This window comes from Aquabacterium humicola (genome assembly GCF_030167915.1).
In the GTDB taxonomy this organism is placed as follows: Bacteria; Pseudomonadota; Gammaproteobacteria; order Burkholderiales; family Burkholderiaceae_C; genus Pseudaquabacterium; species Pseudaquabacterium humicola.
Genome location: NZ_JARGNB010000007.1, coordinates 255,547 through 276,376, shown reverse-complemented (window position 1 = coordinate 276,376; position 20,830 = coordinate 255,547). Strand labels below are relative to the sequence as shown.

Genomic DNA, 20,830 nt, shown 5'->3' with positions numbered 1-20,830 from the left:
GCAAAAAGCGAAGCATGGCCGCAGAACCCGGAGCTTGCCCCCCGTGAACTACAAGCACCTGCACTACTTCTGGGTGGCCGCCAAGGCCGGTGGCATCGTGCGCGCGGCCGAGCAATTGCATGCGACGCCGCAGACGCTGTCGACGCAGATCAAGCTGCTCGAATCGCGGCTCGGCTGCCCGCTGTTCAAGAAGACCGGCCGCCACCTCGAGCTGACCGACGAAGGCCGCACCGCGCTGCAGTACGCCGAGCAGATCTTCGCGCTCGGCGCCGAACTGCAGGCCGCGCTCGGCCAGGCCCGCAGCGGGCAGCGCACGCTGGTGTTCCGCGTCGGGCTGGCCGATGCGGTGCCGAAGTCGATCGCCTACCGGCTTCTGGAGCCCGCGCTCGCGCTGCCCGACGACGTGCGGCTGGTGTGCCATGAAGGCAAGCTGGCCGACCTGCTGGCCCAGCTGTCGGTGCAGCGGCTCGATCTCGTGATTGCGGACGAGCCGCTGGGGCGCCGGCGCGCCAGCATCAAGGCCTTCGACCATGCGCTGGGTTCGACGGCGATGAGCTTTTTTGCGACGCCGACGCTCAAGCGCACGCTGCGCGGCCGATTCCCTGCGCTGCTCGACGGGGCCCCGATGCTGCTGCAGGGCGCGCAGACCGCGCTGCGCGGCCGGCTCGAACGCTGGCTGGCCAATGACGGCCTGAAGCCGCGCGCGGTCGGCGAGTTCGACGATGCCGCGCTGATGAAGGCCTTCGGCGCGGAAGGCCGCGGCATCTTCATGGCGCCGACGGTGCTGGAGGCCGAGACCTGCGCGCAGTACGGCGTGCAGGTGCTCGGCCGCGCGGCCGGGCTGGTCGAGGACTTCTACGCGATCTCGGTCGAGCGCCGGGTCAGCCACCCCTGCGTCGTCGCGATCATGCAGGCCGCGCGCGGCGGCTTCCTCGAAAGCCGCGAGGCGCTCAAGCCGATCGGTCCGGCCGCGAAGCCGGTCGAGAAAGGTGCAGCGGTGCGGGCATCGGCGCGCCGGGCGCCGCGGGCGCCCGGAACAGCGAAGGGCACCAGCGGTCGCGCAGATCCATGAACGGCCGCTCGACCAGGCGGTACAGCAGCGCGCCGGCGGCGAGCGAGGCCACCGTGATCGCCGCCAGCTCGAGGCCGGGCGACCAGCCGTGCTGCTTGCCGAGCTGGTGCAGCACGTGCGCGACGGCCTTGTGCGTCAGGTAGATCGAGTACGACCACAGCGCCAGCTGCGGCGCCCCGGGGATGCGCCAGCGCTGCAGCGGCGAGACCGGGCTCAGGCCCGACGCCACCAGCAGCGCGAAGGCCCACGCCACCGCCGAGTAGCCGACCGCGGTCATCACGAAGGTATAGCCGTAGCCGTCGACGTAGTACCAGCGCACGATGGCGACGAAGACCAGCGCGACGGTGGCGAGGCCACCCCAGAACAGCGCGCGGCCATGCGCCATCAGCCGCGCCCACGCCGCCGGGTGGAAGTTGCGCAGCAGCGCGATCGCCAGACCGGGCAGGAACTCGTCGAAGCGGCACAGCGTTGCGTAGTAGATGTTCGGGTGGTAGCCGGCGGTGCCGTGGCCGCCGCCGGCGAGCTCGCGGCCATGTTCGACCCACAGCAGCGAGCGCGCGGCGATGCCGACGGCCAGCAGCACGGCGAAGCCGATCCACGCGGTGCGCGGCCTGCGGCCGGCCGCGACGAAGGCCAGCGCCGCCAGCGGCAGCACGAGGTAGAACTGCTCCTCGATGCACAGCGACCAGGCATGCGAGAACGCGGTGCCCGGCGGCAGGCCGAAGTTCTGCGTGAAGCTCAGGAAGCGCCACAGCGGCGGCGGCGTGCGCCCGCCGAGCTCGCCCGGCCACAGGAAATAGGCCGCCAGCACGACCCAGAACGCCGGCCAGGTGCGCAGCGCGCGCCGCGCGTAGAAGGCCTTCAACGACAGCCGCCGGCCGGCGGCCAGCCCGGCGAAGAGCTGGTGGCCGATCAGGTAGCCGCTGAGCACGAAGAACAGGTCGACGCCGACCCAGCCGACGGTGCTCAGCCAGCCGAAGGTCGGCGCGCCCGATACGAAGACCATGTAGTGGTACATGAACACCAGCGCGATCGCGAGCGCGCGCAGCGTGTCCAGGCCGGTGGACCGGGCGGTAGTCATGGGGAAGGCAGGCGGCGGGAAGGGCCGGCAGTATCGCCGAAAGGACGTGGCCGTGGCAGCGCTGCGCGGAGGTCAGGTACAAGGTGGCCGCCGCCGCCCGCCGGCCACCGGGCTGCCTTCCGCGGGCCCGGCCGGGGCGTGGCGTTCAGTCGTCGGGGGTCCACCCGGTGCGACGCGCCCAGTCCTCCGCGGCCAGGTAGATCAGGTCCACCGCCGGGTCCTTGACGTCGGGGTAGGCCTCGTCGTCGGCCAGCGCCGCGGCGAGCCGGCGCTTCAGTTCGGCGTAGGCATCGGCCGTCGCGCGGTGCGCGCGCAGGTGGTCGCGCATCAGCAGCGCGTAGCGCTGGTTCGGGCGGCCCTGCTCGCGCACGTGGATGTTCACCCGGCGTTCGTCGGGCCGCTCCTTGAAGAGGCGCTTCTGCCAGCCGGCCAAGTCGGCGGCGGCGCCGGGCGGCACGTGGTCTTCGGTCGGCTGCTGCGGCGCGAAGCCGGCCGCCAGCAGCCGCCGGCCGATCTCGGGCTCGGCGAGCGCGGCCACCGTGACCTGGACGTCGATCACGTCCTTCGCCGCCAGGCCGGGCACCGCGGTGGAGCCGATGTGGTCGATGCGCAGCGCCAGCGCGCCGAGCGACTCGCGCAGCGCGGCCGCCAGGCGCTGGAAGTCGTCGACCCAGCGCGGGTCGTAGGGCGCGATGGTGATCACCGTTCCACCGGCGCCAGCGTCGCGCGCAGGCGTTCGCGCGGATCGGCACGCTCGGCGATGGACTGGCCGAGCGCGGACTCGACGGTGCCGATGTGCTCGAGCATCAGCGCCTCCGCGCCGGCCAGGTCGCCGGCTTCGAGCGCCGCGACGATGCGCGCATGGTCGGCGCAGGACGCGCGGGCGTCGTGCGTGCTCTGGTAGAGCGTGGCGACCAGCGTGGTGCGCGCGGTCAGGTCGCGCAGCATGTCGGCGAGCACGCGGTGGCCGAGCGATTCGGCGAGGCAGACATGGAAGTCGGCCAGCACGAAGGCGCGCGTCGCGGCATCGGCGCCATCGACCGCCGCGCGCTCGTCGCGGATGTGGGCCTTCAGGCGCTTCAGCACCGACTGCAGCGGCCGCCCCTCGCACTGCCGGAGCATGCCGCCTTCGACCGCGCGGCGCGCCGCGAAGGCATCCCGCGCCTCGTCAATCGACGGCTCGACGACGTACCAGCCCTTGCGCGAGCGCACCTCGACGAAGCCGCGCGCCTGCAGCTGCATCAGCGCCTCGCGCACCAGCGTGCGGCTGACGCCGAAGAGGTCCGCGAGTTCCTGCTCGCCGAGGCGTTCACCCGGCTTGAGCTTCTGCGCGAGGATCGCTTCGACGACGCGCTGCGCGATGTCGGACTGGGTCGAGATCATCACCAGATCATGACTCAAGCCTTGGCCGCGGCGCTCAGCGGCAGCGCGGGCACGTCGGCCGCGTCGATCGTTTCATCCTCGGCCGGCGCCGCGCGCCCGTCGAGCACCGCGTGCGCGCGCTCGCGGTCGACGTCGCCCTCCCAGGCGGCGATGGCCACCGTCGCGACGCAGTTGCCGATCAGGTTGCCCAGCGCGCGCGCGATGCCCATGAACCAGTCGACCGACAGCACCAGCACGAGGCCGATCGCCGGGATCGCGGGGATCGCCTGCAAGGTGGCGGCGAGCACGACGATCGCCGAGCCCGGCACGCCGTGCGCGCCCTTGCTGGTGATCAGCGACACCGCGAGGATGGTCAGCAGGTCGGTCATCGAGATCGGCGTGTTGGTGGCCTGCGCGATGAACACCGCCGCCAGCGTGATGTAGATCGAGAACGCGTCGAGGTTGAACGAGTAGCCGGTGGGGATCACCAGGCCGACGGTGGAGTCGCGCACGCCCATGCGGCGCAGCTTGGCCATCACCTGCGGCAGCACGCTGTCGCTGGAGGTGGTGGCGAACACCACCGCGAGCTCCTCGCGCAGGTACTTCAGGAACTTCCACAGCGAGAAGCCGGCGAGCCGCATGATCAGCCCGAGCACGCCGAAGACGAAGATCAGCACCGCGCCGTAGAACAGCAGCACCAGCATGCCCAGCTGCTTCAGCGACCCGAGCCCGTACTTGCCGACGGTGAAGGCGATGGCGCCCAGCACGCCCAGCGGCGCGAGGCGGATGATCAGGCCCATGGTCTTGAACAGCACCTGGGACAGCGTGTCGATGAAGTTCGCGACCGGCGCGCCGCGCTCGCCGACCAGTGCCAGCGCGCAGCCGAAGATCACCGCGAACAGCAGCACCTGCAGCACGTCGCCGGTGGCGAAGGCCGAGACCACGGTCGTCGGGATCAGCTTCATCAGGAAGTCGACCGTGCCGCCGGAGGTCAGCTTGCCGGCGTTGTCCGCATAGACGGCCATCGCCTTGGCATCGAGCGTCGCCGGGTCGACGTTCATGCCGACGCCGGGCTGGAACCAGAACGCCAGCAGCAGGCCGAGCATCAGCGCGACGGTGGTCACCGCCTCGAAATAGATCAGCGCCTTGACGCCGACGCGGCCGACGCGCTTGGGTCGCCCGCGCCGGCAATGCCGTGCACGACGACGCAGAACACCAGCACCGGGATCAGCATCTTCACCAGCTTGATGAAGCCGTCGCCGAGCGGCTTGAGCTTGATCGCGAGATCCGGCATCGCGAAGCCGAGCGCAACGCCGATCAACAGCGCCAGCACGACCTGGCCGAACAGGGAACGCAGGAAACGGGGCATGGACCACCTCCGGGCCGAAACGAGGACAACTGAACCACAAGCTTGTATGCAAGCAATGTAGGCAATGGTTCTGCCCGGGAGCCTGGGGATTACCCCCGGGATTGCGTCGGGGCGCGGAGGTCAGTGCTGCAGCAAACGGACGCAATCGCGCCGGCGGGGGCGCGGGAGCGTCGGGCCGGACGCGGCGGCTCGAGCCTCAGCTCGAGCTGCCGCCGGCTCCGGCGGCGGGCGCCGGCGCGGCGCGCTCGCTCCACAGGGTGCCGCCGGTCGCCCAGTCGTGGCGCGCGACGTCCCGGAAGATCACGTCGATGCTGTCGGGGCTGCCGCCGAGCACACGCACGCAGGCCTCGGTGAGCTCCTTCGCCAGCGCGGCCTTCTGCAAGGGAGTGCGGCCTTCGAACAGTTCGACGTGGATGGTGGGCATCGGCGGGCCTCGGTCGGCGGTGGTGGCGGGACCCGCGATTCTGAACAATGCGCGTCGGCCACTCGCGCGCTCAGCGCGCTTCGGCCGCTTCGCGCGCTCAGTGCGCTTCCGCCGTCTTCGCCGCCTCGACCGCCGCACGTTCGTCCGCACGGCCGCCGTTGAAGAACAGGTTGAGCGCAACGGCACTCAGGCTCGCCAGCAGGATGCCCGACTCCAGCAGCGGGTGCAGCGCATGCGGCATCTGGTTCATCCAGCGCGGCGCCACCAGCGGCAGCATGCCGAAGCCGATGGACACCGCCACGATGTAGAGGTTGTTGCGCTGGCCGCGGAAGTCCACGGCCGACAGGATGCGGATGCCGGTGGCCGCGACCATGCCGAACATCACCAGGCCCGCGCCGCCGAGCACGAAGGTGGGCACCGATTCGACCAGCGCCGCCATCTTCGGCAGCAGCCCGAGCACGATCATGATCACGCCGGCGGCGACGCAGACGAAGCGGCTGCGCACGCCGGTCACGCCGACCAGGCCGACGTTCTGCGAGAAGCTGGTGTACGGGAAGGTATTGAAGATGCCGCCGATCAGCGTGCCCAGGCCGTCGGTGCGCAGGCCGGCGGTGAGCTCGCGGGGCGTCAGCGGCTTCGCGGTGATGTCCGACAACGCGAGGAACATGCCGGTCGACTCGATCATCACGACCACCATCACCAGCGTCATCGTCAGGATCAGCACCGGGTCGAAGGTCGGGGTGCCGAAGGCGAACGGCGTGATGACATCGAACCAGCGGGCCTGCGCAACCTTCTCGAAGCCCATCTTGCCGAGACCCGCCGCCACCGCGCAGCCCAGCACGATGCCCAGCAGCACCGAGATGTTGGCGATGAAGCCGCGGCCGAGCTTGGCGATCAAGAGGATCGCGGCGAGCACGAAGCCGGCGACGGCCAGGTTGTCGAGCGCGCCGTAGTTCGGGTTCGTCGAATTCGCCGGCCCGCCCAGCGCCCAGCCGATGCCCACGCGCATCAGGCTGATGCCGATCACCGCGATGATGGTGCCGGTGACCACCGGCGGGAAGAAGCGCAGCAGCCGCCCGATCACCGGCGCGATTAACATCGACAGCACGCCGGCGCCAATGATGGCGCCGAAGATCGCCTGCGCGCCTGCGGTGCCGGGATTCGCATTGGCCATCGCCACCATCGGGCCGACGGCCGCGAAGGTCACGCCCATCATCACCGGCAGGCGGATGCCGAACCAGCGGGTCATGCCGAGCGCCTGCACCAGCGTGACGAGCCCGCAGCAGAAGAGGTCCGCCGAGATCAGCAGCGCGACCTGTTCCGGCGACAGCTTCAGCGCGCGGCCGATGATCAGCGGCACCGCGATCGCGCCGGCATACATCACCAGCACGTGCTGCAGGCCGAGCGCCGCGAGCCGGCCCGCGGGCAATCGTTCGTCGACGGGGTGCACGGTGGGGATCGTCGTGTTCATCGCGGGGCTCCTCGTGGGCTGGTGGAGGCAATCACAGGCAAGGCTCCGCCCGGCCCGCGCACGTCACCGCCGCGGGCGAAAGCGGCGGTGGAGAAACGTCAGTTCAGCGGCGCTCCGGCTTCGAACCAGCGCTTGATCAGCGTGCGCTCGGCATCGGTGATCTGCGTCGCGTTGTTCAGCGGCATCAGCTTGAGCACGGCCGCCTGCTGGTAGACCTGCTGCGCATGCTGCTTGACCAGCTCGGGCGTGTGCAGTGCGACGTTCTTCTGCTGCAACTGCGCGTTGTGGCACATCGCGCAGCGCTGGTCGATCACCGCCTTGACCTCGCCGAAGACGACGGGCTTCGCGGCGGCGGCCTGCTGCGCGGCGGACGGTGGCGGGGGGGCGAGCCAGAGCGCGAGGGCCACCAGCACCACGGTGCCGCCGACGGCGTGCTCCCACGGCACGCGCTTGTCCTGCACCAGCGCCTTGTGCCGCGCGACGAAGCTGTGGCGGATCAGCGCCCCGGCCAGCATCAGCAGCACCAGCACCAGCCAGTTGTTCGCGCCCTGGTACAGCCAGCCGTAGTGGTTGGACAGCATCGCGATCAGCACCGGCAGCGTGAAGTAGGTGTTGTGCACGCTGCGCTGCTTGGCGCGCTGGCCGTGGATCGGATCGACCGGCTGGCCGGCCTTCATCTGCGCGACGACCGTGCGCTGGCCGGGAATGATCCAGAAGAAGACATTCGCGCTCATCGCGGTGGCCAGCATCGCGCCGACCAGCAGGAAGGCCGCACGCCCGGCGAAGAGCTGGCAGGCCAGCCACGACGCGAAGACCACGAACACCAGCACGCCGAACGCGACGATGCGGTCGCCGTTGGGCTTCTGGCCGAAGGCGCGGCAGATCGCGTCGTAGACCAGCCAGAACGCCGCCAGGAAACCCAGCGCGGCGCCGATCGCCGCGCCGGGCGACCAGTCGTGCACGCTCTTGTCGACCAGGAAGCTGCCGGCGTTGAACAGGTACAGCACCGTGAACAGGCCGAACCCGGTGAGCCAGGTGGAGTAGCTCTCCCAGTAGAACCAGTGCAGGTGCTCGGGCAGCGTCTTCGGCGCGACGAGGTACTTCTGCGGGTGGTAGAAGCCGCCGCCGTGCACGGCCCACAGCTCGCCGTCGACGCCTTTCTGCTTCAGGTCGGGCGCGGTCGGCGGCGTCAGGCTGTTGTCGAGGAAGACGAAATAGAACGACGAGCCGATCCAGGCAATCGCCGTGATGACATGGGCCCAGCGCAACAGCAGGTTGGCCCAATCGAGCAGGTAGGCATCCATCGCTTCTCACTCACATCGCATCGGAGGAAAGTGCAGCGAGTCTGCTGCACTTTCCCCTCACCACAGCGGGCTCTGTGAGGAGTGAACGTCGCGACCGGCGGCCGGAGGGACCGCACGAGCTCCGCGGCGACGTTCTGAAAGTGTATACACGTTGGTGCACACCGATCTTGGTGCAAACCCTTGGTCACCACGCCGCAGCGCCGCTGTGTCCGCGCTTCGCCAGAATGCGCGGCATGACGCGGCCCCTGCGCAACCGAGGATTCACGCTGCTCGAGCTGATGGCGGTCATCGCGATCATCGCGATCCTGGCGACCCTGGCGCTGCCGAGCCTGCGCAGCGGCCATGTGCGCGGCCAGATCGTCGAGGCCGCGAAGCTGGCCGACATCGCCAAGGGCCCGATCGGTGCCGCATGGAGCGCCCGCCGCGAGCTGCCCGTCGACAACGCCAGCATCGGCCTGCCGGCGCCCGACCAGGTGATGGCGACCTACGTGTCGTCGATGAGCGTCGAGAACGGCGCGATCCATCTGCGCCTGGGCAACAAGGCCGATGGCCAGATCCACGGCCGCACGCTCACGCTGCGGCCGGCGGTCGTCGCCGATGCACCGGTGGTGCCGGTGAGCTGGGTCTGCGGCCATGCGAGCGCGCCCGGCAAGATGACGCTGCGCGGCGTCGACCGCACGGACGTGCCCGCCGGCGTGCTGCCGCTGAACTGCCGCGCCGGCAGTTGAGCCGCAGGGGTTCAGGACCCGCGGTAGGTCGAATACGCCCAGGGGCTGACCAGCAGCGGCACGTGGTAGTGGCCGGCGGCGTCGGCGATGCCGAAGTCCAGCGGCACCTCGTCGATGAACGGCGGCTCCGGCAGCACCACGCCGCGGGCGCGGAAGTACGACGCCACCTCGAACAACAGGCGATAGCGCCCAGTGGCCATCGCTGCCGCATCGAGCAGCGGACCGCCGTCGTTGCGGCCATCGGCATTCAGCACGATGCGCTTGATCGTCTCGGCGCGGTCGCCGTGCACGCGCTGCAGCGTCACGGTCATGCCGGCGGCCGGGCAGCCGTTCATCGTGTCGAGGACGTGGGTGCTCAGGTGGCCCATGGAAGACTCGTCGAAGGGAAAGTGCGCTTGCACGACGACCCAAAGTGTATACACTCGCGAATACACGTCAACCCAGGTCCGCCGACAATGCCGCGCAGCCGCGCCAACCTGAAGGTCATCCGCCCCACGCCGCGCGCCACTCCTCGCGATGCCGCCGTCCGCGCCGGCACCCGCGCCGCGGCGCCGCCGGACGATCCGCCCGCCAGCAGCACGGAGCGCATCGTCGAATCGATCACCACCGCGATCGTCGAGCGCCGGCTGATGCCCGGCACCAAGCTCGCCGAGCAGAAGATCGCCGACATCTTCCAGGTCTCGCGCACCATCGTGCGCCAGGCGCTGAACCAGTTGAGCCGCGACCACCTGGTGACGCTGGAGCCCGCGCGCGGCGCCTTCGTCGCCACGCCCAGCGTCGACGAGGCGCGCCAGGTCTACGAGGTGCGCGCGATGCTCGAGGCCGCCGCGGTGCGCCAGCTCTGCGCGCGCATCACCGATGCGCAGATCGCCGAGCTGCGCGTCCACCTGCGCCAGGAGCGCGACGCCATCGGCCGCACCGACGTGCCGGGCCGCACGCGCCTGCTGGCCGACTTCCACGTGGTGCTCGCGCGCATGCTAGGCAACGAGGTGCTCGCGCAACTGCTCGCCGACCTGCTATCGCGCTCGTCGCTGATCTCGCTGATGTACCAGTCCTCGCATTCGGCCGAAGCCTCGCAGGACGAACACGTCGCGATCGTCGATGCGCTCGAACGCCGCGACGCGCGCGCCGCGGTGCGCCTGATGGAACAGCACCTGCACAGCGTCGAGCGCAACCTGCACCTCGATCCGCGCACACCCGACCTCGAATCGGTGCTGCGTCCTTCCGCCGAGTGAATCGCCCACGATGAACGCCCCTGCCCGCTATCCCCGCGACCTGCACGGCTACGGCCGTCGCCCGCCGCATCCGCACTGGCCGAACCGCGCGCGCGTGGCCGTGCAGTTCGTGCTCAATTACGAAGAAGGCGGCGAGAACTCGGTGCTGCACGGCGATGCCGGCAGCGAGCAGTTCCTGTCGGAGATGTTCAGCCCGGCCGCCTACACCGCGCGCCACCTGAGCATGGAAGGCATCTACGAGTACGGTTCACGCGTCGGTGTCTGGCGCATCCTGCGCGAATTCGAGAACCGCCGCCTGCCGCTGACGATCTTCGGCGTCTCGATGGCCCTCGAGCGCTGTCCCGAGGTCACCGCCGCCTTCGTCGAGCTCGGCCACGAGATCGCCTGCCACGGCTGGCGCTGGATCCATTACCAGAACGTCGACGAGGCGACCGAGCGCGCGCACCTGCAGCGCGGCCTCGAGATCATCGAGCGCCTGACGGCCGAAGCCCGCGGCCGCGGCATCGACGTGCACGGCCGCGGCTGGTACACCGGCCGCGACAGCCCGAATACGCGCCGGCTCGTCGTCGAGCACGGCGGCCTCGAATACGACAGCGACTACTACGGCGACGACCTGCCGTTCTGGCTGCAGGTGAAGAAGGGCGACGGCACGCTCGCACCGCAGCTCGTCGTGCCCTACACGCTGGACTGCAACGACATGCGCTTCTCGCTGCCGCAGGGGTTCAGCCACGGCGACGAGTTCTTCGAGTACCTGCGCGATGCCTTCGACGTGCACTACGCCGAGGGCGAGGAGCACCCGAGCATGATGAGCATCGGCATGCACTGCCGCCTGCTCGGCCGGCCGGGCCGCCTGCGTGCGCTGCAGCGTTTCCTCGACCATGTGCAGGCGCACGACCGCGTCTGGATCACGCGCCGCATCGACATCGCGCGGCACTGGAAGGCGACGCATCCCTTCGATGCATCGACCGCCTTCGTCTGGGAGTGAATTTCGATGACCCTGACCCTCGACCAACTCAACGCCGCGAGCGCGGCCGAATTCACCGCACTGCTCGACGGCGTCTATGAACACTCGCCGTGGATCGCCGAGCGCGCCGCGGCGCAGCGCCCCTTCCGCAGCCGCGCGCAGCTCGAACAGGCGCTGGTGCAGGTGGTGCGCGATGCCGGTGAAGCGGCGCAGCTGACGCTGATCCGCGCCCACCCGGAGCTCGCCGGCAAGGCGATGGTGTCGAAGACGCTGACCGCCGAATCGACCCACGAGCAGGGCAAGGCCGGACTCACCGACTGCACGCCCGAGGAATTCGCGACACTGCAGCGGCTCAACGCCGACTACAACGCCAAATTCGGCTTCCCGTTCATCCTCGCGGTGCGCGGCCCGCGCGGACTGGGGCTGTCGCGGCACGAGATCATCGCCACCTTCGAGCGGCGGCTGCAGCACCCGGCCGACTACGAGCTCGCCGAGTGCCTGCGCAACATCCACCGCATCGCGCAGATCCGCCTCGACGACAAGTTCGGCGAGGCGCCGGCCCAGGGCAACCTGGTGTGGGACTGGGCCGAGAAGCTCGCGCAGCACAGCGACCCGGGTTATGTCGAGCAGGGCCAGCTGACCGTCACCTACCTGACCGACGCGCACCGCGCCTGCGCGCAGCGCCTGGCGCACTGGATGCGCGAGGACTGCGGCTTCGACCGCGTGGAGATCGACGCGGTCGGCAACGTCGTCGGCGTCTACGATGGCACGACGCCGGATGCGCCGCGCCTCCTGACCGGCAGCCACTACGACACCGTGCGCAACGGCGGCAAGTACGACGGGCGGCTGGGCATCTTCGTGCCGATGGCCAACGTGCGCGCGCTGCGCGACGCCGGCCGGCGGCTGCCCTTCGGCATCGAGGTGGTCGGCTTCGCGGAGGAAGAGGGTCAGCGCTACAAGGCCACCTTCCTCGGCTCCGGCGCGCTGACCGGCCACTTCGACCCCGCGTGGCTGGAGCAGCAGGACGCCGACGGCATCACGATGCGCCAGGCGATGCAGCACGCGGGCCTGTGCATCGCCGACATCCCGAAGCTCAAGCGCGACCCGGCCCGCTACCTCGGCTTCGTCGAGGTGCACATCGAGCAGGGGCCGGTGCTCAACGAGCTCGACCTGCCGCTGGGCATCGTCACCTCGATCAACGGCAGCGTGCGCTACCTCGGCGAGGTGATCGGCATGGCCAGCCACGCCGGCACGACGCCGATGGACCGCCGGCGCGATGCCGCGGCGGCCGTCGCCGAGCTGATCCTCTACCTCGAAAAGCGCGCGGCCAGCGTGCCGCATGTCGTCGGCACCGTCGGCATGCTGCAGGTGCCCAACGGGTCGATCAACGTCGTGCCCGGCCGCTGCGCGTTCAGCCTGGACATCCGCGCCACCACCGACGCCGCGCGCGATGCCTGCGCCGCCGATGCGCTCGCCGAGCTGCAGCGCATCTGCGAGCGCCGCGGACTCGCTCATCGGCTGGAGGAGACGCTGCGCGCCGCCGCCGCGCCGAGCGCCCCAGCCTGGCAGGCACGCTGGGAGCGGGCGGTCGAACGGCTGCACCTGCCGCTGTTCCGCATGCCCAGCGGCGCCGGCCACGACGCGATGAAGCTGCACGAGGTGATGCCGCAGGCGATGCTGTTCGTGCGCGGCCTCAACGCCGGCATCAGCCATAACCCGCTCGAATCGAGCACCAACCACGACATCGAGCTCGCGGTGCGCGCCTTCGGCCACCTGCTCGACGACCTCGCGACCGCTTGAAGACCTTGCCCGCCATGACGATGAACCACGCCACCGACTATCCGAAGCTCGACGCCTGGATCGACGCGCACTTCGACGACGAGGTGCGCTTCCTGCAGGCCCTGGTGCAGGTGCCCACCGACACGCCGCCGGGCAACAACGCGCCGCATGCCGAACGCACCGCCGAGCTGCTGCAGGGCTTCGGCTACACGGCCGAAAAACATGCCGTGCCCGCGCAGGAGGTGCAGGACTACGGCCTGCAATCGATCACCAACCTGATCGTGCGCCGGCGCTTCGCGGACGGCGGCCCGACCATCGCGCTGAACGCGCACGGCGACGTCGTGCCGCCCGGCGAGGGCTGGACGCACGACCCGTATGGCGGCGAGGTGGTCGACGGCAAGCTCTACGCGCGCGCCGCGGCGGTCAGCAAGAGCGACTTCGCCAGCTACACCTTCGCGCTGCGGGCGCTCGAGGCGCTGGGCGCACCGCTGCGCGGCGCGGTGGAGCTGCACTTCACCTACGACGAGGAGTTCGGCGGCGAGCTCGGCCCCGGCTGGCTGCTGAAGAAAGGGCTGACCAGGCCCGACTTCCTGCTCGCCGCCGGCTTCAGCTACCAGGTGATCACCGCGCACAACGGCTGCCTGCAGATGGAAGTGACGGTGCACGGCAAGATGGCCCACGCGGCGATCCCCGACACCGGCATCGACGCGCTGCAGGGCGCGGTGGCCATCCTGAACGCGCTGTATGAGCAGAATGCGCGTTATCGCTCGGTGCTGTCGAAGGTGCCCGGCATCCAGCACCCCTACCTCAACGTCGGCCGCATCGAAGGCGGCACCAATACCAACGTCGTGCCCGGCAAGGTGGTGCTCAAGCTCGACCGCCGCATGATCCCCGAGGAGAACCCGGAAGTCGTCGAGGCCGACGTGCGCCGCGTGATCGCCGAGGCGGCCGCCACGGTCCCCGGCATCCGCGTCGAGATCAGGCGCCTGCTGCGCGCCGATTCGTGGAAGCCCGACCACCGCAGCGCGCCGCTGGTGCAGGCGCTGCAGCGCCACGGCGAAGCGGTGTTCGGCGAGCCGATCCCGACCTCGGGCACGCCGCTGTACACCGACGTGCGCCTCTACGGCGCGGCCGGCGTGCCGGCGGCGATCTACGGCGCGGGCCCGCGCACGGTGCTGGAGTCCAACGCCAAGCGCGCCGACGAACACCTGGTGCTGGAAGACCTGCGCCGCGCGACCAAGGTGGTGGCGCGCACCTTGCGGGATCTGCTGCGCTGAAGGCGGTCAAAGGACGCTGGCGAGGCCAAGGCCGTTGCCCACCGGGCCGCAGGACGATGCCCGCCTCACGCGGGGGCGCCGTCGCCGCAACCGAGGAAGTACACCCCCATCGCGCCAACGGTGACCAGTCGTGCGCCGTCGGCATCGACAAAGCGCACGTCCGTGAGCTCGCTGTCGACGCGCAGCGACATCAGGCACTGTCCGTCGACAACGCGCCAGACCTTGATGCAGCCGTCGGACGACACCGACGCGAGCTGCCGTCCGTCCGGGCTGAAGGCGCACCCGTTGACGTCGAGCAGGTGGCCTTCGAGCAGCCGCAGACCCTCGCCGGTCTGCGCATCCCACAGCCCCAGCGTCCGGTCACTGGACGCACTGGCCAGCACCCGGCCGTCGGTACTGAGCGCCAGCGCGTTCAGCGACTGCGCATGGCCGCCGAGCTCGAGCGGCCGCAGCGCCGCGACCGCCGCGTCCGCCGCCAGCTCGCGGCGGCCCGACAGCCAGTCTTCCCACAGCGCCTCGTCGATGTCGGCCAGCGGCCAGCGCCGCAGCGTGCCGTCGGCGGCGGCCGAATAGAGCCAGCGCCGGTCTGGGCTGATAACGCAGGCGGTGACCCAGTGCGCATGGGCGACGAAAGCCAGCTTGCGCGCGCGCGACGCCAGGTCCCACAGCCGCAGCGTACGGTCGTTCGATGCCGAGGCGATCAGCGTGCCGGTGGCGTCGATGCTGCAGGCGTTGACCCAGTCGCGATGGCCGCTCAGCTTGTGCAGCAGGCGCCCTGTCACCACGTCCCAGACGATCACCGACTTGTCGGCTGAGGCCGATGCCGCCAAGCGACCGTCGGCGCTGATCGCACAAGCACGCACGGCTGCCTCGTGGCCGCGCAGCGACATGGTGCGATGGCACCGCGCCGGATTCCAGAGCAGCAGGCCACGGTCGGCCGCGGTGGTGGCGAGCAGGCCATGCGCGGGCTGCGCGGCGCAGGCCTGCACCCACTGCTCGCTGCGCGAGCGGCGGACCCGCTCGCTGCCGGGCGCATCCCGCTCCCACAGGCGCACGGTGCCGTCGATCGACGCCGACGCGATCAACCCGGCGCGCGACGACAGGCCGCAGCTGACGACCCAGTCGGTGTGGCCGGTGTAACTGCGCAGCAGGCGCTTCGTTGCCACGTCCCACATGCGCAGCGTGCCGTCGGCCGACGCGCTCAGCAGCGTCGCGCCGTCGTCGGACCACGCCAGGTCCTTCACGGCATCGTCATGCCCGGCGAGCAGGCGAACCGTGGTGTCGGTGGCGGACCAGATGCACACCGTCTGATCGGCGCTCGCAGCAGCCAGGAAGCGGCCGTCGGGGCTGAACGCACAGGCATTCACCGCGGCCTCGTGGCTGCGGTAGACCCGCAATGCCTCGCCGGTGCGCACATCCCACAGGATCACCGTCTGGTCACTCGAGGCCGAGGCCAGTAGCGTGCCGTCAGAGCTGATGTCGCAGCCGAGCACCGGGCCCCTGTGGCCGGCATCGTTGGCCGGCACCATCAATGCGCGCTCGTTCTCGGCCGAGGTGCGGCCCAGCGTCTTCAGCAGCGCGCCGCTGTCCAGGTCCCAGAGCCGGATCGTGCCGTCGAGCGACGAGCTCAGCACGCGGCGGTGGGCGGTGTTCAGCGCGCAGCCGGTCAGCACGTCGACATGACCGGCGCAGCGCAGGCGCTCTTCGCCGGTGCGGGTGTCCCAGACGATCAGCCGCCGTTCTTCGGTGGCGGCCGCGAGCAGGCTGCCGTCCTCGCTGAGCCGCAGCGCCCGCACCGCATGGCCCGGCAAGGACAGCAGCTCGACGCCGCTGCCGGTGTTCCACAGGCGGATCGTGCGGTCGCGGCCCGCCGTGGCCATGCGGCGGCCGTCGGCGCTCAGCGCGCAGACGTTCATCGTGCCGTGGTGCTCGCCCAGCGTGCGGATCAGCGCCGGGTGCGGCAGGTCCGGCGGCACCGTGACTGGCGTCAGGCGGGGCGTGGCGCTTCCTGCATGCAGCGCACTGGCCAGCGGCGCGAGCGCATCGACGAACCGGAGTCGCGCGGCGAGCGTTGCCTGCGCTTCGTCCCGCCCGCGACAGCGCGACAGCAGGTGCGCGGCTTGCGTGTAGCTTCGGCGCAATGCAAGCAGTCTGCCGTGCTCGGGCTCCACGGCAAGTGCGATGCCGAGGTCGGCTTCCACCGCTGCCGGCGTGCACAGCAGCCCCTTCACCGTCAGGTAGCGCAGATCTAGCGCTGTCGCCACCAACTCGTCGCTCCGACCGGCTGCACGCAGGTGGACGAAGAGCCAGTCCCACCAGTAGCCCTTAGCAGGTGCCAGTGCCGCCCAGGCGCCGTCCGTCGGCCGTGCGCTGTCCAGCAGCAGCGCATGAAGTGCCGGCACGCCGCCGCCAACCCGGCCGAGCAGGAACTGGCGCACGACGTCGTGCAGCCGCACGGTGCGCGTGCCGAGGTCCAACGCCTGCAACAATGACAGCTGCGCGAGTCGCTGGCACAAGCGCTCGCTGGCGATGCCCTTGAGTCCTGCGCTGTGCGCCCACAGCGCGGCGATCACGTCGATCGGGATGGCGACGTCCTCTGGAAAGACCGCCAGCTCATGCAAGCGGGCCCGGTCGGCCTCGCCGAGCTGGGCTAGGCTGACGTCCAGCGTCGTCGCTACCGCCGTGTTGCGCGCGCCAACGTCGCTGGCGTCGAAGAAGGTCAGCCCCATCTCGTCGAGCGCGCTGTTCACATAGGCGAGAGCATCGCCCAGTGCCTGGCCCCGCTGCACGACACGGTCGCGCAGCGCGCTGTTGACCAGCTTCAGCAGCAGCGGCCACTCCCCGAGGCGACGCGTCAACGCGGCCAGCGTCTCGCCGCCGGCCCGTACCGCGCCTTCAGGCAAGCCGTGGCTCAGCAGCGCCAGCGACTCACTGCTCGACATGGCGTCGACATCGGTACGTCTCGCGTTCTGCGGTGGCACGTCGTCACGGCGCGTCGTGATCACCCGCGCGCAGCGCGGCCCACCGCGCAGGAACGGCTGCACGTGCGCCACGTCCCAGGCGTCATCGATCACCATGAGAATGTCGCGTTCGCCCAGTGCTTCGGCCAGCGCGGTGCTCGCGCCTTCGATGCCGTCGAAGCTGGGCCGCCGGTCGCTCAGCATGTAGATCAGATCCTGGATGCGACCGATCAGCGAACCAGGGTTTTCGCCCAGCGTGACCCACATGATGCCGCCTTTGAAGGCCGTCCGAATGTCCTGGTTGTGGCACAGCGCGCGCGCCAGCACGGTCTTGCCGAAGCCTCCGGCACCACGCAGCGCGGTCGTGATGGCCAGCGGCTCCTTGCGCTCGCGGTCGAGCAGGTGCGACACCAACTGCGCGTACTCCGCCGGCCGCGGCACGAAGTCGGGCGGGAGATCGTCGACCATGAACGGCACGCGCACCACGGCCTCTGCCGCACGTGATTCCCGGGTGGAAGCGCGCTGCGACGCCACCTTCGCGAGTGCCTGCGGGAGCGCTGCCAGCACTTTTTCCTGCAGTTCATGGATCGTCTCGAACTGTGCCGGCCGCAAGCCGGACTTTGTCTGCAGCCAATCGCGAAACGTCTTGATGCGCAGGCCATGCTCGTTCTCCTTGCACAGCTCGTCGTGCTGGCCGCGCGTGTAGGCCGCCTGCTCTGACTTCAGGAAGACCAGGCACGGCAGGCCAAGGCGTCGGGCGTGCTCCAACTCGAGCTGCGTGATCGACTTGCCCTCCGGATTGGCAATGGCGCTTTCCGGCCGGTGGCCGTAGCGCATGCCGACGATGCACACGTACAACGCGCAGGACGCGACGTCCTCGAAGCAACTGGCAAGCAGGGCCTGGTCGCTCGCCTGGTAGCTGTCTTTCACGCCGTATCCGTTGCGAGCGAGCATGTCGCGCACGGCCTCGCGTTCCACGCGCAGGTCCTCGAGGGTCGACGAGAGGTAGATGTCGTTCGGCATGGTGCGCAAGCCCCTCGCTTCAGTGCAGCCTGGAGGCTCAGCCGCTCAATCGGGCCGCCAGCGAGTCGATCAACTCGGCCCAGTCCGCGTCCGCGTTGACCGCTTCGCGCAGGAACTGCGCCTGGCTCGCGTTCCAGAACGAGGCGTCCGCCAGCGTGACGTAGCCGGGCAGCGGACGATGGGTGGCGATGAAGTCCTCGATCGCCGACGGGTCGTCGGGCAGGCCGAGTTGACGGAACAGGTCGCCGAGGCGATGCACGGGTGATTCCATGAAGCCCTTCGAGCCATGATGGCAGAACCTACTACGGGTTGACGATCCTAAGGCGGCGCCGCCCGCCTGGCGACCCGCCGGGCCCGCTCGATTGGTCACAATCGGCGCCCTCTGAAGCCCGGTTGCCGATAGACCATGAAGACATCGTCCCCTGCCCTCGGGCCCAACCGCCGCCACCTGCTGCGCGCCACCGCGGCGCTGGCCACCGGCGCTGTCCCGGCCTGGCCCTTGACCTCGCTCGCCGCGGCCGCGAAAGCCGGCGCGCGGGTGAAGTCGCCGGCGCTGCCGGTCGCGCGCATCGAGCCCGTCAAGGAGACCTTCTTCGGCGAGACGGTGGTCGATCCGTACCGCTGGATGGAGAACCCGAAGGACCCCGACTGGGAACCCTTCATGCGCGGCCAGGATGCGCATGCGCGCGCGGTGCTGAACGGCATTCCCGGCCGCGACGCGCTCAAGCGCCGCATCACCGAGCTGTCCGGCGGCACCGCGGTGGCCTTCGGCGCGCAGAAAGCCGGCGACAAGGTCTTCTACCAGGTGCGACCGGCCGGCGCCGACAACTTCAAGCTCGCGGTGCGCGCCGGCGCCACGGGGCCTGAGCGCATCCTCGTCGACCCGACGACGATGAAGGGCGACGGCGGCACGCACCTGTCGCTCGACTGGTGGGTGCCGTCGCCCGATGGTCGGCACGTCGTCTACGGCCTGTCCCCGGCGGGCAGCGAGAACTCCGTGCTGCACGTGATGGAGGTCGACACGATGCGCGTGCTGCCCGAGCGCATCGCCGGTACGCAGTACGCCGGGCCATCGTGGCTGCCCGATGGCAGCGGCTTCTTCTACGGCCGCGTCGCCGACGTGGGCAAGCTCGGCACGGTCGACTACTACAAGCGCTCGCCGGCACTGTTCCACAAGCTGGGCACCGACCCGAAGGACGACGTGCTGCTGGTGCAGCACGGCAAGGACGCCTCGCTGCCGCTGTCGGACAGCGAGTTCCCGTCGATCAACTGCGCGCGCTCGGGCGACTGGGCGGTGCTGGTGCTATACGGTGGCGTGCGGCGCGAGAACCCGATCTTCGTCGCGCCGCTGGGCGACGCGGTGGCCGGCCGCGCCAAGTGGCGCCAGGTCTGCACGATCGACGACGAGGTCACCGGCCTCGCCTTCGATGCCGACGATCTCTACCTGCTGACGACGCGCGGCGCGCAGAACGGCAAGGTGCTGCGCACGCCGCTGGCCAGCGGCACCTATGCCAACGCGGTCAGCGTCGTGCCCGAAGGGCCGCTGGTCGTCGAGAACCTCGCGCTGGCGCGCGACGGGCTGTACCTGCTGGACCTCGACGGCGGCTACCACGCGCTGCGCCGGCTCGGCCGCGACGGCAAGCTGTCGTCGGTCGCGCTGCCGTTCGAGGGCTCGATCAGTGGCCTGTCGGCCAGCACCGCCGACGACGGCTGCTTCATCGACGGCACCGCCTGGCTGCTGCCGCTGACGACCTTCCGCCACGACCCCGCCAGCGGCCGCACCGAGCGTGCCGGCCTCGCGCCGCCGGCCACGGTCGACCTGTCCGGCTACGAGGCGATCCGCAGCTTCGCGACCGCGCGCGACGGCACCCGGGTGCCGCTGTCGATCGTCGCGAAGAAAGGCCTGAAGCGCGACGGCCGCAACCCGGCGCTGGTGCAGGCCTACGGCGCCTACCAGATCACCAGCGGCCCGTACTTCAGCCTGCGCACGCTCGCGCTGCTGGAACGCGGCGGCGTCTTCGCCACCGCGCACGTGCGCGGCGGCGGCGAGTACGGCAAGCGCTGGTGGAAAGGTGGCCAGAAGCTCACCAAGCCGAACACCTGGCGCGACCTGATCGATTGCTGCGAGCACCTGATCCGCGAGCGCTGGACCTCGAAGGCGGCACTGACGATCCAGGGCGGCTCCGCGGGCGGCATCACCGTCGGGCGGGCGCTGACCGAACGCCCGGACCTCTTCGCCGGCGTGATCTCCAACGTCGGCATCTCCAACGCGCTGCGCGCGGAGTTCTCGCAGAACGGCCCGCCGAACATCGACGAGTTCGGCACCGTGACGACCAAGGACGGCTTCGCCGGCCTGAAGGCGATGGACGCGCTGCAGCACGTGCGGCCCGGCACGCGTTATCCCGCCGTGCTGCTGACGGTGGGCATGACCGATCCGCGCGTCGAGGCCTGGCATGGCGGCAAGATGGCCGCCGCGCTGCAGAAGGCCAACCGCTCGGCGAACCCGATCCTGCTGCGCGTGAGCTTCGACGCCGGCCACGGCCTGGGCAGCACGCGCAGCCAGGTCGACGACGAGCGGGCGGACGAGTTCGCGTTCGTGCTGTGGCGTGCCGGCCGGCGTAGCGTCGTGTAACGCTTCGCCGGCCGAGATCACCCTTCTGGCGCCGGCGCGGGTGCCTCCGGCCATGACAATACCGGACCCCGCCGATGGACTGAAAGCAGTCCCGGTCGGGTGCCCGGCGCGAGGGTTCGCGCCGGCTCGTATCCGTTCCCCGGAGCTTT

Annotated in this window: 15 protein-coding genes and 2 pseudogenes; 7 read left to right on the top strand and 10 right to left on the bottom strand. The window is 70.4% G+C overall.

Translation table 11 applies throughout. The annotated features are described in order from the left end of the window. Positions 1-43 precede the first annotated feature (43 nt). Positions 44-1,072, top strand: a complete 1,029-nt coding sequence (gene nhaR / locus P1K89_RS26440; RefSeq protein ID WP_284619530.1) for a transcriptional activator NhaR — start codon at positions 44-46, stop codon at positions 1,070-1,072. A 28-nt stretch (positions 1,073-1,100) separates the two neighbouring features. Here nhaR and P1K89_RS26435 read toward each other — a convergent pair. The 7 genes and pseudogenes from P1K89_RS26435 to P1K89_RS26405 all read right to left on the bottom strand — a co-directional run. Beyond that, positions 1,101-2,153: pseudogene (locus P1K89_RS26435) on the bottom strand (acyltransferase family protein); the annotation flags it as partial. Positions 2,154-2,298: 145 nt separating this feature from the next. Then, a complete protein-coding gene (locus tag P1K89_RS26430; protein ID WP_284619529.1) occupies positions 2,299-2,856 on the bottom strand; it encodes a GrpB family protein in 558 nt (185 codons plus the stop codon). Then, positions 2,853-3,536 (bottom strand): GntR family transcriptional regulator, encoded by a 684-nt coding sequence (locus P1K89_RS26425; RefSeq protein WP_284619528.1) that lies wholly within the window; start codon positions 3,534-3,536, stop codon positions 2,853-2,855. Before P1K89_RS26425 ends, P1K89_RS26430 begins: the two co-directional genes overlap by 4 nt. A gap of 14 nt (positions 3,537-3,550) precedes the next feature. Beyond that, positions 3,551-4,884: pseudogene (locus tag P1K89_RS26420) on the bottom strand (C4-dicarboxylate transporter DctA). A 196-nt stretch (positions 4,885-5,080) separates the two neighbouring features. Beyond that, a complete protein-coding gene (locus P1K89_RS26415; RefSeq protein ID WP_284619527.1) occupies positions 5,081-5,308 on the bottom strand; it encodes a 4-oxalocrotonate tautomerase in 228 nt (75 codons plus the stop codon). Positions 5,309-5,405: 97 nt separating this feature from the next. Then, a complete protein-coding gene (locus P1K89_RS26410) occupies positions 5,406-6,779 on the bottom strand; it encodes a nucleobase:cation symporter-2 family protein (RefSeq protein ID WP_284619526.1) in 1,374 nt (457 codons plus the stop codon). A 98-nt stretch (positions 6,780-6,877) separates the two neighbouring features. Beyond that, a complete protein-coding gene (locus tag P1K89_RS26405) occupies positions 6,878-8,083 on the bottom strand; it encodes a urate hydroxylase PuuD (RefSeq protein ID WP_284619525.1) in 1,206 nt (401 codons plus the stop codon). Positions 8,084-8,316: 233 nt separating this feature from the next. Between P1K89_RS26405 and P1K89_RS26400 the strand changes: the two genes are divergently transcribed. After that, complete coding sequence (locus P1K89_RS26400; RefSeq protein WP_284619524.1) at positions 8,317-8,811, top strand: pilin; 495 nt, start codon at positions 8,317-8,319, stop codon at positions 8,809-8,811. 11 nt (positions 8,812-8,822) lie between these two features. Here P1K89_RS26400 and uraH read toward each other — a convergent pair whose 3' ends face one another. Continuing rightward, a complete protein-coding gene (uraH, locus tag P1K89_RS26395; protein ID WP_284619523.1) occupies positions 8,823-9,179 on the bottom strand; it encodes a hydroxyisourate hydrolase in 357 nt (118 codons plus the stop codon). Positions 9,180-9,266: 87 nt separating this feature from the next. Between uraH and P1K89_RS26390 the strand changes: the two genes are divergently transcribed. From P1K89_RS26390 to P1K89_RS26375, 4 genes are read left to right on the top strand one after another with little or no spacing between them, the layout of a single operon-like run. After that, a complete protein-coding gene (locus tag P1K89_RS26390; protein WP_284619522.1) occupies positions 9,267-10,046 on the top strand; it encodes a GntR family transcriptional regulator in 780 nt (259 codons plus the stop codon). 10 nt (positions 10,047-10,056) lie between these two features. Continuing rightward, positions 10,057-11,031: an allantoinase PuuE gene (gene puuE, locus P1K89_RS26385; RefSeq protein WP_284619521.1), complete on the top strand. Its 975-nt coding sequence runs from the start codon at positions 10,057-10,059 to the stop codon at positions 11,029-11,031. A 6-nt stretch (positions 11,032-11,037) separates the two neighbouring features. Then, complete coding sequence (gene uraD / locus P1K89_RS26380; protein WP_284619520.1) at positions 11,038-12,810, top strand: 2-oxo-4-hydroxy-4-carboxy-5-ureidoimidazoline decarboxylase; 1,773 nt, start codon at positions 11,038-11,040, stop codon at positions 12,808-12,810. 20 nt (positions 12,811-12,830) lie between these two features. Continuing rightward, a complete protein-coding gene (locus P1K89_RS26375) occupies positions 12,831-14,066 on the top strand; it encodes a M20 family metallopeptidase (protein WP_284619519.1) in 1,236 nt (411 codons plus the stop codon). Positions 14,067-14,131: 65 nt separating this feature from the next. Here the strand turns inward: P1K89_RS26375 and P1K89_RS26370 are convergent, their stop codons facing one another. Both P1K89_RS26370 and P1K89_RS26365 read right to left on the bottom strand, forming a co-directional pair. Then, on the bottom strand, positions 14,132-18,049 hold the full coding sequence (locus P1K89_RS26370) for a DUF4062 domain-containing protein (protein ID WP_284619518.1): 3,918 nt from the start codon (positions 18,047-18,049) through the stop codon (positions 14,132-14,134). Between the two features lie 37 nt (positions 18,050-18,086). After that, a complete protein-coding gene (locus P1K89_RS26365) occupies positions 18,087-18,320 on the bottom strand; it encodes a DUF2789 domain-containing protein (RefSeq protein ID WP_284619517.1) in 234 nt (77 codons plus the stop codon). Positions 18,321-18,455: 135 nt separating this feature from the next. On the opposite strand from P1K89_RS26365, the gene P1K89_RS26360 reads away from it, so the two are divergent. Further along, positions 18,456-20,681, top strand: coding sequence for a prolyl oligopeptidase family serine peptidase (locus P1K89_RS26360; RefSeq protein WP_284619516.1), 2,226 nt, complete (start codon positions 18,456-18,458; stop codon positions 20,679-20,681). The last annotated feature ends 149 nt before the right edge of the window (positions 20,682-20,830 follow it).

Coding starts and splice junctions, on each gene's coding strand:
- P1K89_RS26425 (WP_284619528.1), bottom strand. CDS start 3,536: ATGATCTCGACCCAGTCCGACATCGCGCAGCGCGTCGTCGAAGCGATC.
- P1K89_RS26415 (WP_284619527.1), bottom strand. CDS start 5,308: ATGCCCACCATCCACGTCGAACTGTTCGAAGGCCGCACTCCCTTGCAG.
- P1K89_RS26410 (WP_284619526.1), bottom strand. CDS start 6,779: ATGAACACGACGATCCCCACCGTGCACCCCGTCGACGAACGATTGCCC.
- P1K89_RS26405 (WP_284619525.1), bottom strand. CDS start 8,083: ATGGATGCCTACCTGCTCGATTGGGCCAACCTGCTGTTGCGCTGGGCC.
- P1K89_RS26400 (WP_284619524.1), top strand. CDS start 8,317: ATGACGCGGCCCCTGCGCAACCGAGGATTCACGCTGCTCGAGCTGATG.
- uraH (WP_284619523.1), bottom strand. CDS start 9,179: ATGGGCCACCTGAGCACCCACGTCCTCGACACGATGAACGGCTGCCCG.
- P1K89_RS26390 (WP_284619522.1), top strand. CDS start 9,267: ATGCCGCGCAGCCGCGCCAACCTGAAGGTCATCCGCCCCACGCCGCGC.
- puuE (WP_284619521.1), top strand. CDS start 10,057: ATGAACGCCCCTGCCCGCTATCCCCGCGACCTGCACGGCTACGGCCGT.
- uraD (WP_284619520.1), top strand. CDS start 11,038: ATGACCCTGACCCTCGACCAACTCAACGCCGCGAGCGCGGCCGAATTC.
- P1K89_RS26375 (WP_284619519.1), top strand. CDS start 12,831: ATGAACCACGCCACCGACTATCCGAAGCTCGACGCCTGGATCGACGCG.
- P1K89_RS26370 (WP_284619518.1), bottom strand. CDS start 18,049: ATGCCGAACGACATCTACCTCTCGTCGACCCTCGAGGACCTGCGCGTG.
- P1K89_RS26365 (WP_284619517.1), bottom strand. CDS start 18,320: ATGGAATCACCCGTGCATCGCCTCGGCGACCTGTTCCGTCAACTCGGC.
- P1K89_RS26360 (WP_284619516.1), top strand. CDS start 18,456: ATGAAGACATCGTCCCCTGCCCTCGGGCCCAACCGCCGCCACCTGCTG.